The organism is Klebsiella sp. EMBS2024, assembly GCF_036233805.1.
Classification (GTDB): Bacteria; Pseudomonadota; Gammaproteobacteria; order Enterobacterales; family Enterobacteriaceae; genus Klebsiella; species Klebsiella pneumoniae.
The window spans coordinates 3,631,233-3,653,259 of record NZ_JAZARW010000001.1; the positions used below are offsets into that span (position 1 = coordinate 3,631,233).

General features: G+C 58.0%; 23 protein-coding genes and 1 tRNA gene. 12 read left to right on the forward strand and 12 right to left on the reverse strand.

Features of this window, described 5'->3' with window-relative positions; all coding sequences use genetic code 11:
* The gene (locus VZP09_RS16705; protein ID WP_004185540.1) at nt 1-804 is read left to right on the forward strand and encodes a carboxymuconolactone decarboxylase family protein; all 804 of its coding nucleotides are present in this window, start codon (nt 1-3) and stop codon (nt 802-804) included.
* Nucleotides 805-1,167: 363 nt separating this feature from the next.
* Here VZP09_RS16705 and VZP09_RS16710 read toward each other — a convergent pair whose 3' ends face one another.
* The gene (locus VZP09_RS16710; protein ID WP_009308613.1) at nt 1,168-2,097 is read right to left on the reverse strand and encodes a LysR family transcriptional regulator; all 930 of its coding nucleotides are present in this window, start codon (nt 2,095-2,097) and stop codon (nt 1,168-1,170) included.
* 129 nt (nt 2,098-2,226) lie between these two features.
* On the opposite strand from VZP09_RS16710, the gene VZP09_RS16715 reads away from it, so the two are divergent.
* Nucleotides 2,227-3,615 carry an MFS transporter gene (locus tag VZP09_RS16715; RefSeq protein WP_004174490.1) on the forward strand — a complete coding sequence of 463 codons (1,389 nt, stop codon included), beginning with the start codon at nt 2,227-2,229 and terminating at the stop codon, nt 3,613-3,615.
* Between the two features lie 167 nt (nt 3,616-3,782).
* Here the strand turns inward: VZP09_RS16715 and VZP09_RS16720 are convergent.
* A tRNA-Gly gene (locus VZP09_RS16720) sits at nt 3,783-3,856 on the reverse strand.
* A gap of 80 nt (nt 3,857-3,936) precedes the next feature.
* Nucleotides 3,937-4,650 carry an amidase activator ActS gene (gene actS, locus VZP09_RS16725; protein WP_004157874.1) on the reverse strand — a complete coding sequence of 238 codons (714 nt, stop codon included), beginning with the start codon at nt 4,648-4,650 and terminating at the stop codon, nt 3,937-3,939.
* Between the two features lie 316 nt (nt 4,651-4,966).
* Between actS and idi the strand changes: the two genes are divergently transcribed.
* A complete protein-coding gene (gene idi / locus VZP09_RS16730) occupies nt 4,967-5,521 on the forward strand; it encodes an isopentenyl-diphosphate Delta-isomerase (RefSeq protein WP_002916298.1) in 555 nt (184 codons plus the stop codon).
* Nucleotides 5,522-5,755: 234 nt separating this feature from the next.
* Here idi and lysS read toward each other — a convergent pair whose 3' ends face one another.
* From lysS to xerD, 5 genes are all read right to left on the reverse strand, one after another.
* Nucleotides 5,756-7,273 (reverse strand): lysine--tRNA ligase, encoded by a 1,518-nt coding sequence (gene lysS / locus VZP09_RS16735; RefSeq protein ID WP_002916299.1) that lies wholly within the window; start codon nt 7,271-7,273, stop codon nt 5,756-5,758.
* Nucleotides 7,274-7,282: 9 nt separating this feature from the next.
* A protein-coding gene (gene prfB / locus VZP09_RS16740; protein ID WP_328795293.1) for a peptide chain release factor 2 occupies nt 7,283-8,381 on the reverse strand; the annotation gives its coding sequence in 2 pieces (ribosomal slippage) (nt 7,283-8,305 and nt 8,307-8,381; 1,098 coding nt in all).
* Nucleotides 8,382-8,466: 85 nt separating this feature from the next.
* Complete coding sequence (gene recJ / locus VZP09_RS16745) at nt 8,467-10,200, reverse strand: single-stranded-DNA-specific exonuclease RecJ (RefSeq protein ID WP_004149758.1); 1,734 nt, start codon at nt 10,198-10,200, stop codon at nt 8,467-8,469.
* Between the two features lie 5 nt (nt 10,201-10,205).
* A complete protein-coding gene (dsbC, locus tag VZP09_RS16750) occupies nt 10,206-10,919 on the reverse strand; it encodes a bifunctional protein-disulfide isomerase/oxidoreductase DsbC (RefSeq protein ID WP_002916301.1) in 714 nt (237 codons plus the stop codon).
* 22 nt (nt 10,920-10,941) lie between these two features.
* Nucleotides 10,942-11,838: a site-specific tyrosine recombinase XerD gene (gene xerD / locus VZP09_RS16755; RefSeq protein WP_004144729.1), complete on the reverse strand. Its 897-nt coding sequence runs from the start codon at nt 11,836-11,838 to the stop codon at nt 10,942-10,944.
* Nucleotides 11,839-11,938: 100 nt separating this feature from the next.
* Here xerD and fldB point away from each other — a divergent pair, with 100 nt between their 5' ends.
* Nucleotides 11,939-12,460 (forward strand): flavodoxin FldB, encoded by a 522-nt coding sequence (gene fldB, locus VZP09_RS16760; RefSeq protein WP_004144730.1) that lies wholly within the window; start codon nt 11,939-11,941, stop codon nt 12,458-12,460.
* Nucleotides 12,461-12,466: 6 nt separating this feature from the next.
* Here fldB and VZP09_RS16765 read toward each other — a convergent pair whose 3' ends face one another.
* Both VZP09_RS16765 and sdhE read right to left on the reverse strand, forming a co-directional pair.
* Entirely contained in the window at nt 12,467-12,877 is a 411-nt protein-coding gene (locus VZP09_RS16765; RefSeq protein ID WP_002916310.1) for a protein YgfX, read from the reverse strand.
* Nucleotides 12,858-13,124, reverse strand: a complete 267-nt coding sequence (gene sdhE / locus VZP09_RS16770) for an FAD assembly factor SdhE (protein ID WP_002916312.1) — start codon at nt 13,122-13,124, stop codon at nt 12,858-12,860. The genes VZP09_RS16765 and sdhE overlap by 20 nt, the downstream gene beginning before the upstream one ends.
* A gap of 245 nt (nt 13,125-13,369) precedes the next feature.
* On the opposite strand from sdhE, the gene ygfZ reads away from it, so the two are divergent.
* Nucleotides 13,370-14,353 carry a tRNA-modifying protein YgfZ gene (gene ygfZ, locus VZP09_RS16775; RefSeq protein ID WP_002916313.1) on the forward strand — a complete coding sequence of 328 codons (984 nt, stop codon included), beginning with the start codon at nt 13,370-13,372 and terminating at the stop codon, nt 14,351-14,353.
* 98 nt (nt 14,354-14,451) lie between these two features.
* Here ygfZ and trhA read toward each other — a convergent pair whose 3' ends face one another.
* Both trhA and yqfB read right to left on the reverse strand, forming a co-directional pair.
* Nucleotides 14,452-15,111, reverse strand: coding sequence for a PAQR family membrane homeostasis protein TrhA (trhA, locus tag VZP09_RS16780; RefSeq protein ID WP_002916317.1), 660 nt, complete (start codon nt 15,109-15,111; stop codon nt 14,452-14,454).
* Nucleotides 15,112-15,274: 163 nt separating this feature from the next.
* Entirely contained in the window at nt 15,275-15,586 is a 312-nt protein-coding gene (yqfB, locus tag VZP09_RS16785; RefSeq protein ID WP_004144734.1) for a N(4)-acetylcytidine aminohydrolase, read from the reverse strand.
* Between the two features lie 49 nt (nt 15,587-15,635).
* Here yqfB and VZP09_RS16790 point away from each other — a divergent pair, with 49 nt between their 5' ends.
* The 7 genes from VZP09_RS16790 to VZP09_RS16820 all read left to right on the forward strand — a co-directional run.
* Nucleotides 15,636-16,364 carry a MurR/RpiR family transcriptional regulator gene (locus tag VZP09_RS16790; protein ID WP_328795495.1) on the forward strand — a complete coding sequence of 243 codons (729 nt, stop codon included), beginning with the start codon at nt 15,636-15,638 and terminating at the stop codon, nt 16,362-16,364.
* Nucleotides 16,365-16,482: 118 nt separating this feature from the next.
* Nucleotides 16,483-17,916 (forward strand): 6-phospho-beta-glucosidase BglA, encoded by a 1,434-nt coding sequence (bglA, locus tag VZP09_RS16795; RefSeq protein WP_002916322.1) that lies wholly within the window; start codon nt 16,483-16,485, stop codon nt 17,914-17,916.
* A gap of 124 nt (nt 17,917-18,040) precedes the next feature.
* Nucleotides 18,041-18,400 (forward strand): hypothetical protein, encoded by a 360-nt coding sequence (locus tag VZP09_RS16800; RefSeq protein ID WP_004174451.1) that lies wholly within the window; start codon nt 18,041-18,043, stop codon nt 18,398-18,400.
* 49 nt (nt 18,401-18,449) lie between these two features.
* A complete protein-coding gene (locus VZP09_RS16805) occupies nt 18,450-20,459 on the forward strand; it encodes a protein-disulfide reductase DsbD family protein (RefSeq protein ID WP_032432248.1) in 2,010 nt (669 codons plus the stop codon).
* 1 nt (nt 20,460) lies between these two features.
* On the forward strand, nt 20,461-21,072 hold the full coding sequence (locus VZP09_RS16810) for a DsbA family protein (protein WP_025367897.1): 612 nt from the start codon (nt 20,461-20,463) through the stop codon (nt 21,070-21,072).
* Nucleotides 21,062-21,565, forward strand: coding sequence for a protein disulfide oxidoreductase (locus tag VZP09_RS16815; protein WP_004889808.1), 504 nt, complete (start codon nt 21,062-21,064; stop codon nt 21,563-21,565). Before VZP09_RS16810 ends, VZP09_RS16815 begins: the two co-directional genes overlap by 11 nt.
* 142 nt (nt 21,566-21,707) lie before the next feature.
* Nucleotides 21,708-22,027: helix-turn-helix domain-containing protein (locus VZP09_RS16820; RefSeq protein WP_004153738.1), on the forward strand; the 320-nt coding region annotated here is incomplete at its 3' end.

Genomic DNA, 22,027 nt, shown 5'->3' on the forward strand with positions numbered 1-22,027 from the left:
ATGAAAAACGTGATTGCCGCGGCAGCCTTGTCGCTTGTGCTGTCTGATTTTACTTATGCCCACGAACAAAGAGATGAAGCTATGATGAAAATTACCCCTTCCACCCTTGCGGACGCTGATATTCAAGCGGTCTCCCCGGCGCTGGCGCGCTTCGGCCGCGAGGCCATCAGCAACGACCTCTGGCAACGTGACGCCCTGTCCGCCCGCGACCGTAGCATCGTGACCGTAGCGATGCTGATTGCCCGCAACCAGCCAGGCGAGCTGAAGCACTATATTGCCGTTGCGCTCGATAGCGGCGTGACGCCAGCGGAAGTGTCAGAGATCATTACTCACCTCGCCTTCTACGCTGGCTGGCCCAATGCGATGTCAGCCGTCAGCGTCGCTAAAACCATCTTTGAAGCCAGGGGCGTGACGGCAGAGGCCCTGCCCGCCGCCTCGCCAACGCTGCTGCCACTCAATGAACAGGTAGAGAAACAGCGTGCAGACACCGTGGAAAAAAATGTCGGCCCCATTTCGCCTGGCCTGGTTAAATTTACCGCCGACCCGCTGTTTCTCGACCTCTGGCAACGGCCCGCGCTTACGCCCCGCGACAGAAGTCTGGTGACGGTCAGCGCGTTAATCGCCGCCGGACAGAGCGCGCAGATTGGCTACCACCTAAACAGAGCTATGGATAATGGGCTTTCGGCTGAAGAGGCCGGAGAAGTGGTCGCCCAGGCGGCGTTCTACGCGGGATGGCCAAATGCGTTTACCGCCGCCCCGGTGGTCGGTGAGGTATTGCGAGCGCGCGAGAGCAAAGCTGAATAAAAAAGAATAAAGGACAGGGAAGCTGTCCTTTATTTATCGTTAATTGTTAATTTAAAGGTACCACGAGGGCTTTCGATTAGGTCTCGCGGAAAGAACATAAACGGTCTATCGAAGTATGGAGACTTCGATCGTGAGTCTGTTCACATCGCTCATTGAGAAAATTGCCGTTCCGTATGCCGTCATGAGTCTCATCCTTTGAAAGCAGCGATCGCTGTGGCGAGACGGTAGCGCGGACATGTCTATTTGGTCCAGAGATGGACATCTCAATTTAGCTACTACACCGCTACTTCGATTGATGTATTTTATATTAAATATCAATGAATTGAATTATACATTTAATATAAATTGATGTTATAGCAATCGCTATACAGGCTCCTTAGTCATGGCTGACCGGGCCACACCGCATATCGCAAGAATTTGCTCTCTCAGCCAGCGGTGACCGGGGTCGCGTTCCATTCTTGGGTGCCACATCTGCGATACCGTAATACGACGGCTTTTGAACGGCAGCTCGAAAAGGTGTACCTGGTCCGTTACCTGCTGATTGAGTAAATAGAGTGCGGGTATCATGGCGATAAGATCCGATTCCAGCGCCACGGAAAGTGCTGTCGGAAATCCCGGTACGACGCTCGCAATTTTACGTTTTGTCCCCAGTTCGGCCAGCGCATCGTCAACGGATCCGTGCAACGCGCCCTCGGGTGACGCTACCACATGGCCCCAGGCGACATAATCACCCACGCATATTTCAGCCTGCTTAGCCAGCGGGTGCCCTTTACGGACGACGCCAACAAACCGATCCTCAAACAGTCGTTGCAGCCGTATTTCTGGCCCCATATTACTCTGAACGCCAATCTCCAGATCAACCAGCCCTTCCCGAAGATAGCGCGACGTTTTTTCCGGCTTAGGCGCGAAGCGTATACAGACGTCCGGCGCGGCGTCGGCAACCGCTGCTATAAGCGCAGGCCCAAACGCCACCACAAAACCATCGTTTGCCCTGATGGTAAAAAGACGCGCCAGATTTTGCGCGCTGAACGTTTCAGTTGAGGGCTGTAATACCGCCCTGGCATCGTGCACTGCACGCCTGGCGCGATCCCGGGTCGCTTCGGCCCACGGGGTCAGTACCATGTTACGCCCGGCGCGTACCAGGATCGGGTCTCCTGTGACATCGCGTAACCTGCTTAATGTCCGGCTCATGGCCGAAGTGCTGAGGTTCAGACGACGAGCCGCACCTGCGACACTCGCTTCACTCAGCAATACGTCGAGAGCTACCAGCAAATTAAAATCGGGATCAGACATTACCCTTCCTCCCAGCACATTAAGATAAGGCGTTTGACGCAACAATAAAGTGAAAATAGTGCGCCTTCCGCCTGGTAAAAGCCATCTTTATAGTTTTGTCATCCATACACTCTTCTCAGAGGACAAATGATGACGCTCTTTTCCAGTCAACCCGGCGACGAAGGACTGCCTGGCCCGGCGCGCGCACGGGTGATGGCCGCAATAATGACCACCACCTTAATGGGCGTGTTTGATGGCACCATGATCAACATTGCCCTGCCCTCCATGGCTCAGGAGATGCAGGTACCTGCCAGTATTGCCGTCTGGTTCGCCAACGGGTATCTGCTGGCGGCTGCGATGACGCTGGCGATATTCGCGGCGCTTGCGGCCCGTCTGGGTTATCGCCCCGTATTTCTGGCGGGCCTGACGACCTTTACCCTGACATCACTGGGTTGTGCGCTGGCGAATAAGCCCGAAGTGCTTATCGGTATGCGCGTGCTTCAGGGGATCGGCGGCGCGGCGACGCTGAGTATTGCCCCCGCAATACTCAGGTCCGTATTTCCCGGACGCTTACTTGGCCGCATTCTGGGGTTCCATGCCCTGCTCATTGCCTCGAGCTCCGCTATCGGCCCGGTATTGGGCGGTACGATCCTTCACACCCTTAGCTGGCAATGGCTGTTTGCGATAAACGTTCTTCCCGGCACCCTCGCCTTACTGCTGGCGGTCAGAGCGCTGCCGCGGGATGCGATCCGTATGCAGGCGCCCTTCGACACCGTGGGCGCCATATTGTCGGCGCTGCTGTTGGGTTCGACGATCATGGCGGCGAACAGCCTACAGAACGCTACTTCTCAATTCGGCAGCCTTTGCTGGATGGCTCTCGCTGCGCTGAGCGGCATGGCTTTTATCTGGCAAATCCGCCGCACGGGTCATCCCTTACTGCCGCCGAGCATGTTTAAAAATGAACGTTTTACCCTCGCGGCCTTCACGTCGATGGTTGCTTTCGTCAGCCAGGGGATCACCTTTATTGCGCTACCCTTCCTGTTTCAGAGCGAATACGGCTACAGTCCGGTAGTGTCTGCCCTGCTGTTTACGCCGTGGCCATTAGGGATCGTGCTGATTGCGCCGCATGCAGGCCGTTGGGCGGACACGATATCAGCCCCGGCGATATCCACCCTGGGGCTGGTGATATTTGTCGTCGGTTTGATCCTGCTGGCGACGTTACCCGCCAGACCTTCAATGTGGGATATCTGCCTGCGAAGTCTGGTATGCGGAATAGGGTTTGGCTGCTTTCAGAGTCCCAATAACCGGGAAATGCTCTCAAACGTTATTCGTGAGCACGCGAGTTATGCGTCCGGTGTTTTATCCATTATGCGCACTTTCGGGCAGTGCCTGGGAGCCGCCGCCGTAGCCGTTCTGCTGGCAGCAGATGAAAGGTCAATTCATGTTGCGCTGTGGAGCGCCGCCGCGGCCTCTGCGGTATCGGTCGTCGTCAGCGCGAGCCGGTTGCGTAAAATCGCTCATCCTGCGGAAACAGGATAAGCGCGAAAATATCACTAAACGCTACGACTCCAGCGCCAGCAGCGCAAAACGCCGATCCCGCAACCAAAGCGGAGTCCTCCGTCGGAGTTCAATAGACTAACAGAATGCTATAACCGCTGATTTATTAAGGGAAAATTGAGTTTGGTAGACTTCAGGAGACTTGAATTTGGAGCGGGCGAAGGGAATCGAACCCTCGTATAGAGCTTGGGAAGCTCTCGTTCTACCATTGAACTACGCCCGCGAAGAGGTGCGAGAAGCATTATAGCCCTTACGCACCCTGTGACAAGCCTGCTGGATGCTGACTGGCGATAAAATAACCTTTTAGCACTTAGGTTTACTTCCCTGCGGCGGCAGGTAACGCAGCGGATCGATGGCTGTCGCCCGGTAGCGGATCTGGAAATGCAGCCGCACTGAGTCGGCATCCGTACTGCCCATGGTGGCAATTTGCTGGCCGGCCTTCACGCTCTGGCCATTATTCACCATTAGCTTATCGTTGTGGGCATAGGCGGTGATGTAATCCTCGCTGTGCTTAATCATGATCAGATTGCCATAGCCGCGCAGCTGATTGCCGACGTAGACCACCTTGCCCGCCCCGGCGGCATACACCGGCTGGCCGCGGGTTCCGGCGATATCAATACCTTTATTGCCGCCATCGGCGGTGGAATAAGGCAGGACCACTTTGCCGCTGGTCGGCCAGCGCCAGCAGCGCTGTCCCACCGGCGGCCAGGAGGACTGAGGTACCGCGGACGAAGGCGTGACCGCCGCGGTGCGCGTAGAGGAAGATTTTTTCTTCGTTGTCTTCGTTGAACTGCTGCCGTTAAGCTTCAGCTTCTGCCCCACCTCAATGGTGTAAGGCGGGGAGATGTTATTCAGGCGGGCCAGATCGCGAACGCTGGTGCCGGTGGTGCGGGAGATGCCGTACAGGGTATCGCCGCGTTTAACGGTGTAGGTGCCACCGGAATCGGAGGTGCTGGAGCAGCCGGCCAGCACCAGGCTTGCCGCCAGCATCAGTGTCATATAAAAGCGTTTCATCATCAGGCATCCTGCACTTAACACAACCACTTACCTCGCAATCAGGGCGAATATCATACCAGTCCGCGGCGCAGGGCGTCATCCCTGATGGCGAAACCATTATCCCCCGTCCCTAGCGCGCGGCCTGCGGCAGGCAGAAATTCATATTTGCGCCACGCGGCGCGGCGGCCTCTCCTCGCTATTGCGCGTTGCCGTTCACAGAGCTGCCTCCAGGGCTTGTTTTGGTAATGCCTTTCTCCCATTTATGGGCTACCCTAGTGGCCTGAGTACATGACCCGGCGGGTTTGTGCCGGGTCATTTTTTATTTTCAGGAGTCGTCATGGCCGGGGAACACGTCATTTTGCTGGATGAGCAGGATCAGCCTGCCGGTATGCTGGAGAAGTATGCCGCCCATACGTTTGATACCCCTTTACATCTCGCGTTTTCCTGCTGGCTGTTTAACCAGCAGGGTCAGTTGCTGGTCACTCGCCGTTCGTTGGGCAAAAAAGCCTGGCCCGGGGTATGGACCAACTCGGTCTGCGGACACCCCCAGCAGGGCGAGACCTTCGAGCAGGCCGTCACGCGCCGCTGTCGCTTCGAACTCGGTGTGGAGATCTCTGATATCGCGCCGGTTCACCCGGCCTTCCGCTACCGGGCGGTCGCCCCAAACGGTATCGTTGAGAATGAAGTGTGCCCGGTATATGCCGCGCGCGTGGTAAGCGAAGTGCAGCCTAACGACGATGAAGTGATGGACTATCAGTGGGTTGACCTGGCAACCATGTTAAGCGCGCTGGCCGCCACGCCGTGGGCGTTCAGCCCGTGGATGGTGCTGGAAGCGGAAAATCGGGACGCCCGCCAGGCGCTGACCGACTTTGTTGCGCGTCTGCGCGGGTAAGCTGACTATTCTCCAGTCCAGGCGCAGCCCTGTGCCTGTCATTAATGCCTGGCGGCGCTACGCTTGCACAGGCCTACGGTTCTGCGCCATTGCGTAGCCCGGATAAGGCGTTTACGCCGCCATCCGGGATCCCCGGCTTGCGCTGCGCTGAGCCAGGCTACGCCAGCCTTAGGACCTCACATCAGACATAAAAAAACCCGGCAAGCCGGGTTTTTTGCTTTTCGCGAAGGGCGATTATTTCTGCGGACGCATCGCCGGGAACAGAATAACGTCGCGGATGGTGTGGCTGTTGGTGAACAGCATGACCATACGGTCGATACCGATACCCAGACCAGCGGTCGGCGGCAGGCCGTGTTCCAGCGCGGTGACATAGTCTTCGTCATAGAACATTGCTTCGTCGTCGCCTGCGGCTTTCGCATCAACCTGATCCTGGAAGCGCTGCGCCTGGTCTTCGGCGTCGTTCAGCTCGCTAAAGCCGTTACCGATCTCACGGCCGCCAATGAAGAATTCAAAGCGGTCGGTGATTTCCGGGTTGACGTCGTTACGGCGCGCCAGCGGAGAAACTTCCGCCGGGTATTCGGTGATGAAGGTCGGCTGGATCAGGTGCGCTTCCGCCACTTCTTCGAAGATCTCGGTCACGATACGGCCCAGACCCCAGCTCTTCTCCACTTTGATGCCGATAGATTCAGCGATCGCTTTCGCGGAATCAAAGTTATCCAGATCCGCCATCTCGGTTTCCGGACGGTATTTCTTGATCGCTTCGCGCATGGTCAGTTTTTCAAACGGCTTGCCGAAGTCGAACACCTGGTCGCCGTAAGGCACTTCGGTATTGCCGAGGATGTCCTGCGCCAGGGTGCGGAACAGAGATTCGGTCAGCTCGATCAGATCTTTATAATCCGCATAAGCCATGTAGAGTTCCATCATGGTGAACTCTGGGTTATGACGAACGGAGATCCCTTCGTTACGGAAGTTACGGTTGATCTCGAAGACGCGTTCGAAGCCGCCAACCACCAGACGCTTGAGGTACAGTTCCGGCGCGATACGCAGGTACATGTCCAGATCCAGCGCGTTATGATGGGTGATGAACGGACGCGCGGAAGCGCCGCCCGGGATCACCTGCATCATCGGGGTTTCTACTTCCATAAAGCCGCGGCCAACCATGAACTGACGGATGCCCGCCAGGATCTGCGAACGCACTTTGAAGGTCTTACGAGATTCATCGTTGGAGATCAGGTCCAGGTAACGCTGACGGTAACGCGCTTCCTGATCCTGCAGGCCGTGGAATTTGTCCGGCAGCGGGCGCAGAGCTTTAGTCAACAGACGCAGCTCGGTGCAGTGGATGGATAGCTCACCGGTTTTGGTCTTGAACAACTTACCGCGGGCGGCGATGATGTCGCCGAGGTCCCACTTTTTGAACTGGTCGTTATAAACGCCTTCCGCCAGGTCATCACGCGCCACGTACAGCTGGATGCGGCCGCCTACGTCCTGCAGGGTCACGAAGGACGCTTTACCCATGATACGACGGGTCATCATGCGGCCAGCAACGGCCACTTCAACGTTCAGCGCTTCCAGCTCTTCGTTTTCTTTGCCATCGAAGTCAGCGTGCAGTTGGTCAGAGGTATGGTCACGACGGAAATCGTTCGGGAATGCGACGCCCTGCTCACGCAGCGCAGCCAGCTTCTCGCGACGGGTTTTCAGTTCATTATTAAGGTCAATTGCCGCGTCAGCGCCCTGTGCTTGTTGTTCAGACATGTTGGTTCCTCATAACCCTGCTTTCAAACTTGCTTCGATAAATTGGTCCAGGCTGCCGTCGAGCACCGCCTGAGTGTTGCGGGTTTCCACCCCGGTACGCAGATCTTTAATACGCGAGTCATCCAGCACGTAAGAGCGGATCTGGCTGCCCCAGCCGATATCGGACTTGTTGTCTTCCATCGCCTGCTTCTCGGCATTTTTCTTCTGCATCTCCAGTTCATAAAGCTTTGCTTTCATCTGCTTCATGGCCTGGTCTTTGTTCTTGTGCTGCGAACGGTCGTTCTGGCACTGCGTCACCAACCCGGTCGGGATATGGGTAATACGCACCGCGGATTCCGTACGGTTAACGTGCTGACCACCGGCGCCGGAGGCGCGGTATACGTCAATGCGCAGGTCGGCCGGGTTAATTTCGATATCGATATCGTCTTCCACTTCCGGGTAAACGAACGCGGAGCTGAAGGAGGTATGACGGCGGCCGCCGGAATCGAACGGGCTCTTACGCACCAGACGATGAACGCCGGTTTCCGTACGCAGCCAGCCGTAGGCGTAATCGCCAATGATCTTAATGGTCACGGATTTAATCCCCGCGACTTCACCTTCGGATTCTTCGATGATTTCGGTCTTAAAGCCGCGCGCTTCCGCCCAGCGCAGGTACATGCGCATCAGCATGCTGGCCCAGTCCTGGGCTTCGGTGCCGCCGGAACCGGCCTGAATGTCAAGGTAGCAATCGGCGCTGTCGTATTCGCCGGAGAACATGCGGCGGAACTCAAGCTGCGCCAGCTTCTCTTCCAGGGTATCCAGCTCGGCGACGGCTTCGTTAAAGGTCTCTTCGTCGTCCGCTTCCACGGCCAGATCCAGCAGGCCGGCAACGTCTTCCAGCCCCTGGGACATCTGATCCAGGGTATCTACGATGGCTTCCAGGGAAGAACGCTCTTTACCCAGCGCCTGGGCGCGTTCGGGTTCGTTCCACACGTCCGGCTGTTCCAGCTCGGCGTTTACTTCTTCGAGACGCTCTTTCTTGGCATCNTAGTCAAAGATACCCCCTAAGAACGTCGGAGCGCTCCGTGAGGTCCTGAATGCGGTTTTTTACCGGATTTATTTCAAACATGGTCGGTTTCTTTTAATGGATTTGTCAAAATGCGGTGATAAGAGCGGAATTCTACCGGATTCGCGCCCTTATTCCTACACTGTTGTCAATTTGGCCAGAGGTGATCGATGATCAGCTGCAGGCTACGGTTGCCGCGGAACTCGTTGATGTCGAGCTTGTAGGCTAACTGGACTTCACGCACGCCGTTATCCGGCCAGATGGAAGTATCAACGTTGAAGGCGATACCGTCCAGCAGCGGCCCGCCGTCAACCGGTTCGACCATCACCTTCAGGTGACGCTCGCCCACCAGCCGCTGCTGCAGCAGGCGAAAACGACCGTCAAATAGCGGTTCCGGGAACATCTGCCCCCACGGCCCGGCGTCGCGCAGCATCTGCGCCACTTCCATGCTCATCTCCGCCGCCGCCAGCGGGCCATCGGAAACCACCTCGCCCTGCAACAGCGCAGGATCCAGCCATTCGGTCACCAGCTCGCCGAAGCGCTGTTGAAACTCTTCAAAACGCGCCTCCTCCAGCGATAAGCCCGCCGCCATCGCGTGGCCGCCGAACTTCAGGATTAGCCCGGGATAAAGCGTATCAAGGCGCTCCAGCGCATCGCGCATATGCAACCCCTGAATGGAACGACCGGAGCCTTTCAGCGTGCCGTCGCCGGTAGGCGCAAAAGCGATAACCGGGCGATGGAAGCGCTCCTTAATCCGCGAGGCGAGAATGCCGACTACCCCTTGATGCCATTGCGGATGGTACATCGCCAGCCCGCCGGGCAGGGTATCGGCGCTGCGCTCCAGCTGCTGACAGAGCGTTAGCGCTTCCGCCTGCATCCCCTGCTCAATCTCTTTGCGCGTCTGATTAAGCGCATCGAGCTCGTTGGCCAGCACCCGCGCTTCGCCGATGTTGTCGCACAGCAGCAGCGCGACGCCGACCGACATGTCGTCCAGCCGTCCCGCCGCGTTCAGGCGCGGCCCGAGGGCGAAACCGAGGTCGCTGGCCGCCAGCTTTTGCGGATCGCGGTTGGCAATTTCCAGCAGCGCCTTAATACCGGGCCGACATTTGCCGGCGCGAATGCGGCTTAACCCCTGCCAGGTGAGGATACGGTTGTTAGCATCCAGCGGCACGACGTCCGCGACGGTGCCAAGCGCCACCAGATCCAGCAGCTCGGCAAGGTTCGGCGCGGGGATGCCGCGAGCGTCGAACCAGCCTTTATCGCGCAGAAAAGTGCGCAGCGCCAGCATCAGATAAAACGCCACCCCCACCCCGGCCAGTGATTTTGACGGGAAGTCGCAATCGCGCAGGTTGGGATTAACGATAGCTTCCGCCGCCGGCAGCGTCTCGCCCGGCAGATGGTGATCGGTCACCAGCACCGGGATCCCCAGCGCATGGGCATGATCGACGCCGGCATGGGACGAGATCCCGTTGTCGACGGTCATGATCATCTGCGCGCCGCGAGCATGGGCCTGATCGACCACTTCCGGGCTTAAACCGTAGCCGTCTTCAAAGCGGTTCGGCACCAGATAGGAGACGTTGCCGTAACCCAGCGCGCGCAGGGCCAACACGCTGAGCGCGGTGCTGGTGGCGCCGTCGGCGTCAAAATCACCGACCACCACGATGTGCAACCCTTTCTGGAACGCGTCATGCAGCATCTCGACCGCTTTTTCAACGCCGGTGAGCTGCGTCCAGGGGAGCATGCCTTTGACGCTGCGCTCCAGCTCCTGCGCGCTGCGCACCCCGCGGCTGGCATATAGCCGCTGCAGCAGCGGCGGCAGGTCGGCGGGGAGTTCGACGCCGTCAACCGCCTCGCGGCGGCGTAGTTGTATCTGTTGTTTCACGCGAATCAGTTACCGCTTGTCTGTTTTTTGTGCTCATCGAGGAACGCCTTCAGCTCTTTCGGCCCCTGATAGCCCGGCAGCACCATGCCGTTACTGAGGACCATCGCCGGCGTACCGTTGACGCCCATCTGCACGCCGAGGGTGTAATGTTTGGCGATATCTACGCTGCAGCTCGCCGGCTGCACGCCTTTACCATTCATGGCGTCATCCAGCGCTTTGTTGCGATCTTTCGCGCACCAGATGGCCTTCATGTCCTGCTCCGCCTGGCTTTGCAGACCCTGGCGCGGGAAAGCCAGATAGCGCACGGTGATCCCCAGCGCGTTGTAGTCGCTCATCTGCTCGTGCAGTTTATGACAGTAGCCGCAGGTAATATCGGTGAAGACGGTGATGACGTGCTGCTCCTTCGGCGCTTTGTAGACAATCATCTCATTGCTCAGCGCGTTCAGCTTACCAAGCAGCAGCTGGTTGGTGACGTTGACCGGCTGCGCGCCGCTCACGTCGTACATCGGCCCCTGGATGATATGTTTGCCGTCGTCGGTCACGTACAGCACGCCGCTGTCGGTCAGCACCGTGCTCATCCCGGAAACCGGCGATGGTTGAATATCGGTGCTCTGCACACCTAGCTTCGCCAGCGACTGTTTAATTGCCGCGCTATCGGCGTGCGCCGCTCCTGAAAGGGAGGCCGCCAGCAGGGTGAACATCAATAAACCTTTTTTCATACTCAGTCCTTTTGTTCAGCACTCACGCCCGCGGGTGGTGCTGTTGATGAAGTTGTCGCAGACGCTCGGTCGCCACGTGGGTGTATATCTGCGTGGTGGAGAGATCGCTGTGTCCTAACAGCATCTGCACCACGCGCAGATCGGCGCCATGATTGAGCAAATGCGTGGCGAACGCATGGCGTAACACGTGCGGGGAAAGCTTTTCGCTGTCGATCCCCGCCAGTACGGCATAGTGTTTAATCCGATGCCAGAAGGTCTGGCGCGTCATCTGCTGGGCGCGCTGGCTGGGAAATAAGACATCCGACGCCACGCCGTTCAGCAGCCAGGGGCGACCATACTCGAGGTAATTTTCCACCCACAGTACCGCCTCTTCCCCCAGCGGCACCAGCCGCTCTTTGTTGCCTTTTCCCACCACCCGCAGCACGCCCTGCCGCAGGCTGATGTCGCTCATCGTCAGCCCCACCAGCTCCGAGACGCGCAGGCCGGTGGCATACAGCACCTCCAGCATCGCTTTATCGCGCAATTCCAGCGGCTGCTCCACCAGCGGCGCCTGCAGCAGGCGCTCAACCTGCGCCTCACTGAGATCTTTTGGCAGCCGCTGCGGTAGCTTCGGCGAGGCCAGCAGCGCGCTGGGATCGTCCGGGCGAATTTTTTCCCGGTACAGATGCTGGAAAAAACGGCGCACGGCGCTCAGCAGGCGCGCGGTGCTGGTGGCTTTGTAGCCGCCGGACTGCCGCTCAGCCAGCAGCGCCTGCAGATCGTCGCTGCCAACGCTTGCCAGCGACAGGCCGCGATGGTGCAACCACTCAACTAACATCGTCAAATCGCGACGGTAGGCGCTGAGCGTATTCTCCGCCAGGTTGCGCTCCAGCCAAAGGGCATCGAGAAACTGTTCGATTAGTGCCAGATCCTGTTTCACATCGGCCTCTTTGTTCGTTAAACGCTCTCATTATGCCTTAAGAGGACGCCTTTCTGGTACACTGCCCGCCATTCACGGCAAGAATCGAGATGTTTACGCGATGAATATAGGTCTGTTTTACGGCTCCAGTACCTGCTACACCGAAATGGCCGCGGAGAAAATCCGCGATATCATCGGCCCCGAGCTGGTGACGCTGCACAATCTGAAAGATGACTCCCCCGCGCTGATGAGCCAGTACGACGTACTGATCCTTGGCATCCCGACCTGGGATTTCGGCGAAATTCAGGAAGACTGGGAAGCGGTCTGGGATCAGCTGGACACCCTGAACCTCGAGGGAAAGATCGTCGCGCTGTACGGCATGGGCGATCAGCTGGGCTACGGCGAATGGTTCCTTGACGCGCTCGGCATGCTGCATGACAAGCTGGCGACCAAGGGCGTGAAGTTTGTCGGCTACTGGCCAACCGAAGGCTATGAGTTCACCAGCCCGAAACCGGTGATCGCCGATGGCCAACTGTTCGTTGGCCTGGCGCTGGATGAAACCAACCAGTACGACCTGAGCGACGAGCGCATCCAGAGCTGGTGCGAGCAGATCCTCGGCGAAATGGCCGAACACTTTTCCTGACGCGGCTTACTCCTGCGCCGGTTTTTGCAGCACCAGCCGGCGCAGATCGCGCCACTCTCCGGCGTCCATGCTGTCCGCCGCCAGCCAAAGATGCTGTCCGCGCCGGGTATCGACATGGCGCAAACGCAGCAGCATACCGCTATTGATAACCCACGGCGTCCCGAGGATCTCCCATTCGGCGTTTTGCCAGCGAAGACGGGAATCGGTGAGCAGTTTTATCTCCCCGCGACGGGCATGGATCCGCCGCTGGCTGCGCACGCAGTCGAAGACCACCAGCGACAGCAACAGCAGCCAGATCGGGGTATAGCTCAGCGGCCAGGGAACCAACAGCACCAGGGCCGCCACCACGCCGTGAAGCAGCAGGGAAAACCACTGCGCGCGCCAGGAGATACGGAGATCAGATTGCCACAGGACCACGTTCCCGATTCCGTGTCTGAATTAAGGTTACCATCCGCTGCAGCTCCGCATCGGCCGGTTTGCCGTGGTTCATCAGCCAGTTGAACAGATCCGGATCGTCATTTTCCAGCAGGCGAATGAACAGCTGTTTGTCAGCGTCGCTGAGGGTATCGTACTCATACTCAAAGAACGGCATGATGGAGATGTCGAGTTCGCGCATCCCGCGGCGGCATGCCCAGTGGATACGTGCTTTATTGTTAATGTCCATGTTGACCTTCCAGCAGCAAAATATAGGTTAGTTTAACCCGTTTTCTGCCGTAACTTTACAGGAATATCGCTGAATGCGAGCATCCTTCCATAAAAACCTTAAAATAATGATGGGTTTATTGATTCCCTGCGTCAGGCGGCTGTCTCACGCCAGCGCACAAATGGCCTGTTGAAAGCACTTGCAATGCACTATAGCTCTTTTACCATTGGTCACACACACTGCGTTAAGCGATTCAGGATATGACTATGGCTTTTACACCTTTTCCTCCGCGTCAGCCTTCCTCTTCCGCTCGTCTGCCGTTAACGCTGATGACCCTGGATGACTGGGCGCTGGCGACAATTAGCGGGCCGGACAGCGAAAAATATCTGCAGGGGCAGATTACCGCCGATGTGAGTCATCTCACCGATGCCCAGCATCTGCTTGCCGCCCACTGTGATGCCAAAGGCAAGATGTGGAGCAACCTGCGCGTATTCCGTCGCGAGGGCGGCTTCGCGTGGATTGAGCGCCGCAGCCTGCGCGACGCGCAGCTGACCGAGCTGAAAAAATATGCCGTCTTCTCCAAAGTCACCATCGCCGCCAACGACGATCTGGTTCTGCTGGGAGTAGCCGGCTTCCAGGCGCGCGCCGCGCTGGCGCCGCTGTTCGCCGCCTTGCCCGACGCTGCCACCCCGGTGGTCAGCGAAGGCGCCACCAGCCTGCTGTGGTTTGAACACCCGGGCGAGCGCTTCCTGCTGGTGACCGATGTCGACACCGCCAACCGCGTCACCGACGCGTTGCGCGGCGAAGCGCAGTTTAACAACAGCCAACAGTGGCTGGCGCTGAATATTGAAGCCGGTCTGCCGGTTATCGACAGCGCCAACAGCGGGCAGTTCATTCCGCAGGCCACCAACCTGCAGGCGCTGGGCGGCATCAGCTTCAAAAAAGGCTGCTACACCGGCCAGGAAATGGTCGCGAGGGCGAAATTCCGCGGCGCCAATAAGCGCGCGCTGTGGACGCTGTCAGGGACCGCCAGCCGGGTGCCGGAAGCCGGGGAAGACCTGGAGCTGAAGATGGGCGACAACTGGCGCCGCACCGGTACGGTGCTGGCAGCCGTACAGCTGGATGACGGAAGCCTGATGGTCCAGGTAGTGATGAATAACGACATGGAACCGGACAGCGTGTTCCGTGTACGCGACGATGCCGGCAGCCTGAGCATCAAACCATTGCCGTATTCGCTGGAAGAAAATTAAGGAAAAGTTCCCGGCTTGCGGCGCTTGCGCCTTAGCCGGGCTACCCGGCCGCAGAATATCGTAGCCACGGTAAGCGNAGCGCCACCGTGGGATGTTTATCAGGACTGGCCGATGTAAAGATAAATCGCCAGGAAGTGACACACGCTGCCGCCGAGCACGAAGCCGTGCCAGATAGCGTGGTTATAAGGAATACGTTTGCAGACGTAGAAGATGACCCCCAGCGAGTACACCACCCCGCCAACCGCAAGCAGCGTTACCCCGCCCACCGCCAGCTTCACTGCTAGCTGATAGACCACGATAAGCGACAGCCACCCCATGGTCAGATAGGTCACCAGCGACAAAATTTTAAAGCGGTGCGCGATGGTCAGCTTAAACAGGATCCCCAGCAGCGCCAGGCTCCAGATGACGATCATCAGCCCCTTCGCCAGCGGTGAATTCAATCCCACCAGCAAAAACGGCGTGTAGGTCCCGGCAATCAACAGGTAGATAGCGCAGTGGTCGAATTTCTTCAGCCACTGTTTCGCCCGCTGATGCGGGATCGCGTGATAGAGCGTGGAAGCGAGGAACAGCATAATCATGCTGCCGCCGTACAGGCTGTAGCTGGCGATCGCCGTCGCGCTGGCGTTTGTATCCGCCGCCTGCACCAGCAGCAACACAAGGCCGACGATACCGAACACCAGCCCGATCCCGTGGCTGATGCTGTTGGCAACTTCCTCTGCCAGAGAATATCCCTGAGTGATTAATGGTTTGCGAACCATACTGGACTCCGTGAAAACAAGAACGCTTTCATTGCCCACTTAGGGTAACTGAGAATGATTCCAGTGAACACCTGTTAGCTAAAATAAAACGATGTATATTTGTAAATACATTAAAATCAAAAAGTTACATTTTTATTTCAACTCACAGCTGTTCCTGATTATCTTAAAGCGTTTTGAATTCAATGACATAAAACTGGCTCTCGCCAGGATAGATGTCGCTGATGACCTGCCGCAGCTGCCCGAGAGTCATATTCTCCTGTTGCGCATGCTGTTCGGTCAGCGTATCGAGCGTCACCGTCGAGGTCGCGGTCACGGCGATGGTGCAAAAATAGCCGTCATCTTCATAGCGCCCAACGCGCAGCACATCGCCGGGCTTAAAGTGCGACTCCGCTGCATCGCGAATGGTGATGGTTTTGCGCCCGGCGAGGATGTCGTCCTGAAAACGCTGAAAAAAGGTAATGTCATTGGCCTGCATGATATAATTCCGTCCTGGTCATTATGAATTGTGAGTTCGCCCTGTGAGTATGTTCTCCCACGCCGCTGTCGCCAGTCTCAATAATCTTGAGATGATGGTCTACCACTACGTCATTAAAAATCGTGACAAAGTGATGTACATGACCATCCGCGAACTGGCCGAGGCCGCCGGGGTCTCCACGACCACCGTGTTACGCTTCTGCCGCAAACTGCAGTGCGAGGGCTACTCTGAATTTCGCGTGCGCTTTAAATTATATCTCGAGCAGAATGAGCCTCAACAGGCAAATATCGGCGCCAGCGAAATAATGAGCTTTTTTAAAAGCATCAATAATGACGAGTTCGATGAATTACTCGAGCAGGCCGTCGATATTATTCTCGCCTCCGAACGTATTATTTTTGTCGGCGCCGGCACCTCCGGCGCGCTGGCGAAATATGGCGCACGCTTCTTCTCCAACGTCGGTAAATTCAGCAACCATATTGACGACCCCTATTTTCCGGTAACCAACGATATGGCCCGCAACGCGCTGGCGATCGTGCTTTCCGTCTCTGGCGAGACGGAAGAGATCCTGCGCTTTGCCAGCCAGTTCAGTCTGCATCATTGCAAGGTAATGTCGATTACCAGCCATGAGCATTCGCGGCTGGCCAAACTGGCTGATTTCAATCTCTCCTGGCACGTGCCGCAGACGCGCATTGGCGGGGTCTACGATATTACAACGCAAATTCCAGTGATCTATATTCTCGAATCCCTCGGACGTAAATTAGCGCGCAAAATCAGCTAAAAATAACAGCCTGTTTTTTTGATGTAACATATTACCTTTGGCGGAATTTGTTATATCGTGACATTCACTTTCACTTTGCTAGACTCGAGAACAATAGTTATTAGAGAGATTAGCCAGGATGAAAAAATTAACCCTTCCGAAAGATTTTTTATGGGGCGGCGCGGTCGCCGCGCATCAGGTTGAAGGCGGCTGGGATCAGGGCGGCAAAGGCCCCAGCATCTGCGATGTGTTGACCGGCGGGGCGCACGGCGTGCCGCGCGAAATCACCCACCAGGTCGAAGCGGGAAAATACTACCCGAACCACGAAGCCGTCGACTTCTACGGTCGCTACAAAGAAGACATCAAACTGTTCGCCGAGATGGGCTTCAAATGCTTCCGCACCTCTATCGCCTGGACCCGCATCTTCCCGCAGGGTGACGAAACCCAGCCGAATGAAGAGGGACTGAAGTTCTACGACGACATGTTCGACGAGCTGCTGAAATACAACATCGAGCCGGTGATCACTCTCTCCCACTTCGAGATGCCCCTGCACCTGGTGCAGCAGTATGGCGGCTGGACCAACCGCAAAGTGGTCGATTTCTTTGTGCGCTTTGCCGAAGTGGTCTTCGAGCGCTATAAGCACAAAGTGAAATACTGGATGACCTTTAACGAGATCAACAACCAGCGCAACTGGCGCGCGCCGCTGTTCGGCTACTGCTGCTCCGGGGTGGTCTATACCGAGCATGACAATCCGGAAGAGACCATGTACCAGGTGCTGCACCACCAGTTCGTGGCCAGCGCGCTGGCGGTGAAAGCGGCGCGGCGCATCAACCCGGACATGCAGGTCGGCTGCATGCTGGCGATGGTCGCCCTCTACCCTTACTCCTGCAAACCGGAAGATGTCATGTTCGCCCAGGAGTCGATGCGCGAGCGCTACGTCTTTACCGACGTCCAGCTGCGCGGTTACTACCCGAGCTATGTGTTGAATGAATGGGAACGCCGCGGCTTCAACATCAGGATGGAAGACGGCGACGCGCAGATCCTGCGCGAAGGTACCTGCGCCTATCTCGGCTTCAGCTACTACATGACCAACGCGGTGAAAGCCGAGGGCGGCACTGGCGACGCCATTTCCGGTTTCGAAGGCAGCGTGCCGAACCCGCACGTCAAAGCCTCCGACTGGGGCTGGCAGATTGACCCGGTCGGCCTGCGCTATTCTCTGTGTGAACTGTATGAGCGTTATCAGAAGCCGCTGTTTATCGTGGAAAACGGCTTTGGCGCCTACGACAAAGTAGAAGCCGACGGCAGCATCAACGATGACTACCGCATCGACTACCTGCGCGCCCACATCGAAGAGATGATCAAAGCGGTCACTTATGACGGCGTCGATCTGCTGGGCTATACCCCATGGGGCTGCATCGACTGCGTCTCCTTCACCACCGGGCAGTACAGCAAACGCTACGGCTTCATCTACGTCAACAAACACGACGATGGCACCGGCGACATGTCCCGCTCGCGCAAGAAGAGCTTTAACTGGTACAAAGAGGTCATCGCCAGCAACGGTGAGAACCTGTAACTAACCGCCCTCTCCCGGCCGGGGGAGGGCTAATTGCTTATCCGCCAGACACTTCTTTACAGCTTTACCATTGCCAAAACCCGTTCGCCCGTTAAGATAAGCCTCGTGAATATTTGAGGCAATCATGATTAAGCGACAACGCAAAGCCATTCTTTTTGTCCTCCTGGCCTGTCTGGTGGTGCTAACCTGCACCGCTCAACGGATGGCCGGGATGCACGCGCTGGTCATGAACCTCACCGCCGACAGCCCGTCGCTACAGCAAAACCAGGATCAGGCCGAGGCGCCGGTCACGCCGTGCGAGCTCAGCGCCAAGTCGCTGATGGCCGTTCCGCCGATGCTGTTTGAAGGGGCGCTGTTGGCTATCACCCTGCTGCTGGCGGTGCTGGCGGCGATCCCGCCGCGTATCGAACGCCAGTGGCCTCCCCGCGTTATCTCCCCACCCCGATTGCGGGTGCATCTGCGATTATGCATCTTCCGTGAGTGATTGATTCTCCTGACAGTTCAGGTTAATTCATCACTTACGGAGCAAACTTATGTATATGGTATTCAGGCGACTACTGGTCTGCCTGCTTTGGCTATGGCTGCCCGTCAGCCAGGCCGCCGACAGCGGCTGGCTGCGCGCCGCCGACAATCAACACGCCAGCGTCCGCCTGCGGGCGCAAACCGAGAGCAATGGCGACACTCGCCTGCTTTTAGACGTAGCGCTGGAAAAGGGCTGGAAAACCTACTGGCGCTCGCCAGGGGAAGGCGGCATCGCGCCGGCTATCGCCTGGCACACGCCGCTGGAGGTGAACTGGCGCTGGCCGACGCCGCAGCGCTTCGACGTCGCGGGCATTTCCACTCAGGGCTATCACGGCGACGTCAGCTTCCCGATGACGCTGCGCGGGAAGATACCGCCGACGCTTAGCGGCGTCCTGACGCTCTCTACCTGCAGCAATGTCTGCATTCTCACTGACTACCCCTTTTCGCTGGATATGACGACTCCGGCGGGGGAGCGATTTAATTATGATTTTACCCGCGCGATGGGCACACTGCCGCTGCGCGATGGTCTGACTTCGCAACTGACCGCCAGCTACGTCAGCGGCAAACTGACGGTGACCGCCCGCCGCGATGCCGGCTGGCAGCAGCCAGCGCTGTTTATCGACAGCATGGAGGATGTCGATTTCGGTAAGCCGAGCTTTACCAGCCGCGGCGATACGTTGACCGCCACCGTACCAGTCACCGACAGCTGGGGCGAAGCGGCGCCGGACCTGAGCGGCAAAACGCTGTCGCTGGTGCTGGCCGATAGCGGTCAGGCGCAGGAAAGCCAAATCGCCGTCGCCGCCGGCAGCGCCGCGCCGGGGCTGGCGTTAGGCTGGGTGCTGCTGATGGCGCTGGCCGGCGGGCTTATTCTCAACGTCATGCCCTGCGTGCTGCCGGTGCTGGCCATGAAGCTCGGCTCGCTGGTGCAAACCGAAGGTCGCGAACGCGGCGCGGTGCGGCGGCAGTTCCTCGCCTCGGTGTGCGGGATCGTCGTCTCGTTCCTGGCGCTGGCGCTGATGATGACCGCGCTACGCCTGGGGAATCAGGCGCTCGGCTGGGGCATCCAGTTCCAGAACCCGTGGTTTATCGGCGCGATGGCGCTGGTGATGGTGCTGTTCAGCGCCAGTTTATTGGGGCTGTTCGAAATCCGCCTCTCCTCCAGCGCCAGCACTTTCCTCGCCACCAGGGGCGGCAACGGCTTAATGGGCCATTTCTGGCAGGGCGCCTTCGCCACCCTGCTGGCGACGCCCTGTACCGCGCCGTTCCTCGGTACCGCCGTGTCGGTGGCGCTGGTGGCGCCCCTGCCGCTGCTGTGGGGCATTTTCTTCGCCATGGGGATCGGCATGAGCCTGCCGTGGCTGCTTATCGTCGCGTGGCCGGGTCTGGCGCAACGACTGCCACGCCCGGGCCGCTGGATGAATCATCTGCGGGTGGTGCTGGGGCTAATGATGCTTAGTTCAGCGCTATGGCTGGTCAGCCTGCTGACGATCCACATCGGCCGTACGCCGGTGCTTACCCTGCTGGTGATTCTGGCCATCGCCCTGCTAGTGGCCACCGCCTGGCGCTACCGCTGGCGGACGGCGCTGCGCGCGGGCGCTCTGGCCATCGTGGTGGCGGGCGCCGTCGCCTTTGTTGCCCAACAGGACGGCCAGGGCCCGCGCCGCGACCGGGTTAACTGGCAGCCGCTCAGCGAGCAGGCTATCGCCAGCGCCCTGGCGGAGCATAAGCGGGTATTTATTGATGTCACCGCCGACTGGTGCGTGACCTGTAAAGCCAACAAATACAACGTGCTGCTGCGCGACGACGTCCAGCAGGCGCTGTTAGCGCCAGACGTAGTCGCCCTGCGCGGCGACTGGAGCCGCCCCTCCGCTGACATTAGCCAGTTTTTAACCGCTCGCGGCAGCGCCGCGGTGCCGTTTAACCAGATTTACGGACCGGAATTGCCGCAGGGACAGATTCTGCCTGCGCTGTTAGACCGCGAACACCTTCTCGCCACCCTGTCCGCCGCTAAAGGAAAATAACATGAGAGCTATCACCGCCTTATTACTGCTGTGCGTATCGGCCTTCAGCTTCGCCGCCCCGGCGGAAGAACCACAATCGAACGGTAATGACCAGTTAGCCCAGCTGCTGTTTAACGATCCGAATAGCCCGCGCACCGGCGCGAAAGAGCCAAAACTCACAATCGTCTCGTTTACCGATTACAACTGCCCTTACTGCAAACAGTTTGATCCGCTGCTGGAAAAAATCGTCCACGATAATCCGGACATCCAGCTCATCGTTAAGCTGCTGCCGTTTAAAGGGCAGAGTTCGGTGAATGCCGCTAAAACCGCGCTCTCCACCTGGCGTCAGCAGCCCGATAAATTCTGGGCGCTGCATCAGCGGCTGATGGCGAAAAAAGGCTATCACGATGACGCCAGTATCGCCGCCGCGCAGAAGAAAACCGCCACCGATAGCGTAAATATCGATGACAAGACCATGGATTCGCTGAAGATGAACCTGATTTTGTCGCAGGTGCTGAATATTCAGGGCACCCCGGCGACCATCATCGGCGATCAGATGGTGGCCGGCGCGATCCCTGCTGATGAGCTGGAGGGGCTGGTGAAAGAGCAGCTGGCGAAAGCCCGTGGCCAGTAAAATCAGGCGCTGGCTGCGCGAGCTGGCGGTGTGGCTGCTGATTGGCGCGGCGGTGAGTCTGGCGGTGGATTATTTTCGCCAGCCCGCGCTGCCGCAAAACGTCAGCGCCACATCGCTGCAGACACTCGACGGCAGGACGCTGGATCTGCATGCCATGAGCCAGCAAAAGCCGCTGCTGCTGTACGTCTGGGCGACCTGGTGCGGAGTTTGTCGCTATACCACGCCGTCGGTGGCATCGCTTGCCGCCGACGGCGGCAATGTGCTGACGGTAGCCCTGCGTTCCGGCGATAACGTCAAGCTGGAGAGGTGGCTGACCAGGAAGAAAATGACGCTGCCGACGGTGAATGATCCGAGCGGCCAGCTGGCGCGGCAGTGGGATATCCAGGTAACGCCAACGCTGGTGGTCATTTCTCAAGGCGAGGTAAAGTCGGTTACCACCGGCTGGACCAGCGGCTGGGGAATGCGCCTGCGGCTGTGGCTGGCCTCCTGGTAGACCGTCGGGCTTTAGCGGTTTTTATGCCGGGTAAGGCGTATCCGCCACCCGGCCTACCATTCGGCTTTGACCCCGTAGGCCCGGCAAGCGCAGTGGACTGCACCCCAAAAGTTGGACACCCAACTGAGTAAGGTGCAATTTTATGGCTAAACCAAAGTATTCCCCTGAAACAAAACTGGCTGTGGTTAATCATTATTTGTCCGGTAAAGACGGAGAACAGAGTACAGCCGACCTTTTTGGTATTGAAAGAACATCTGTCCGTCGCTGGGTCAGGGCATGGCAGTTCCACGGTGCAGAAGGCCTGACTGCAAAAAATAATCATTATTCCGATGAATTTAAACTCGTGGTCGTCCGGGCGGTTATCAGTGACCGCCTGACGATGCGTGAAGCGGCTGCCCGGTTTAATCTCTCCGCAGAAATACTTGTCCGGCGCTGGCTCGACGTGTACAACGATGCCGGAGC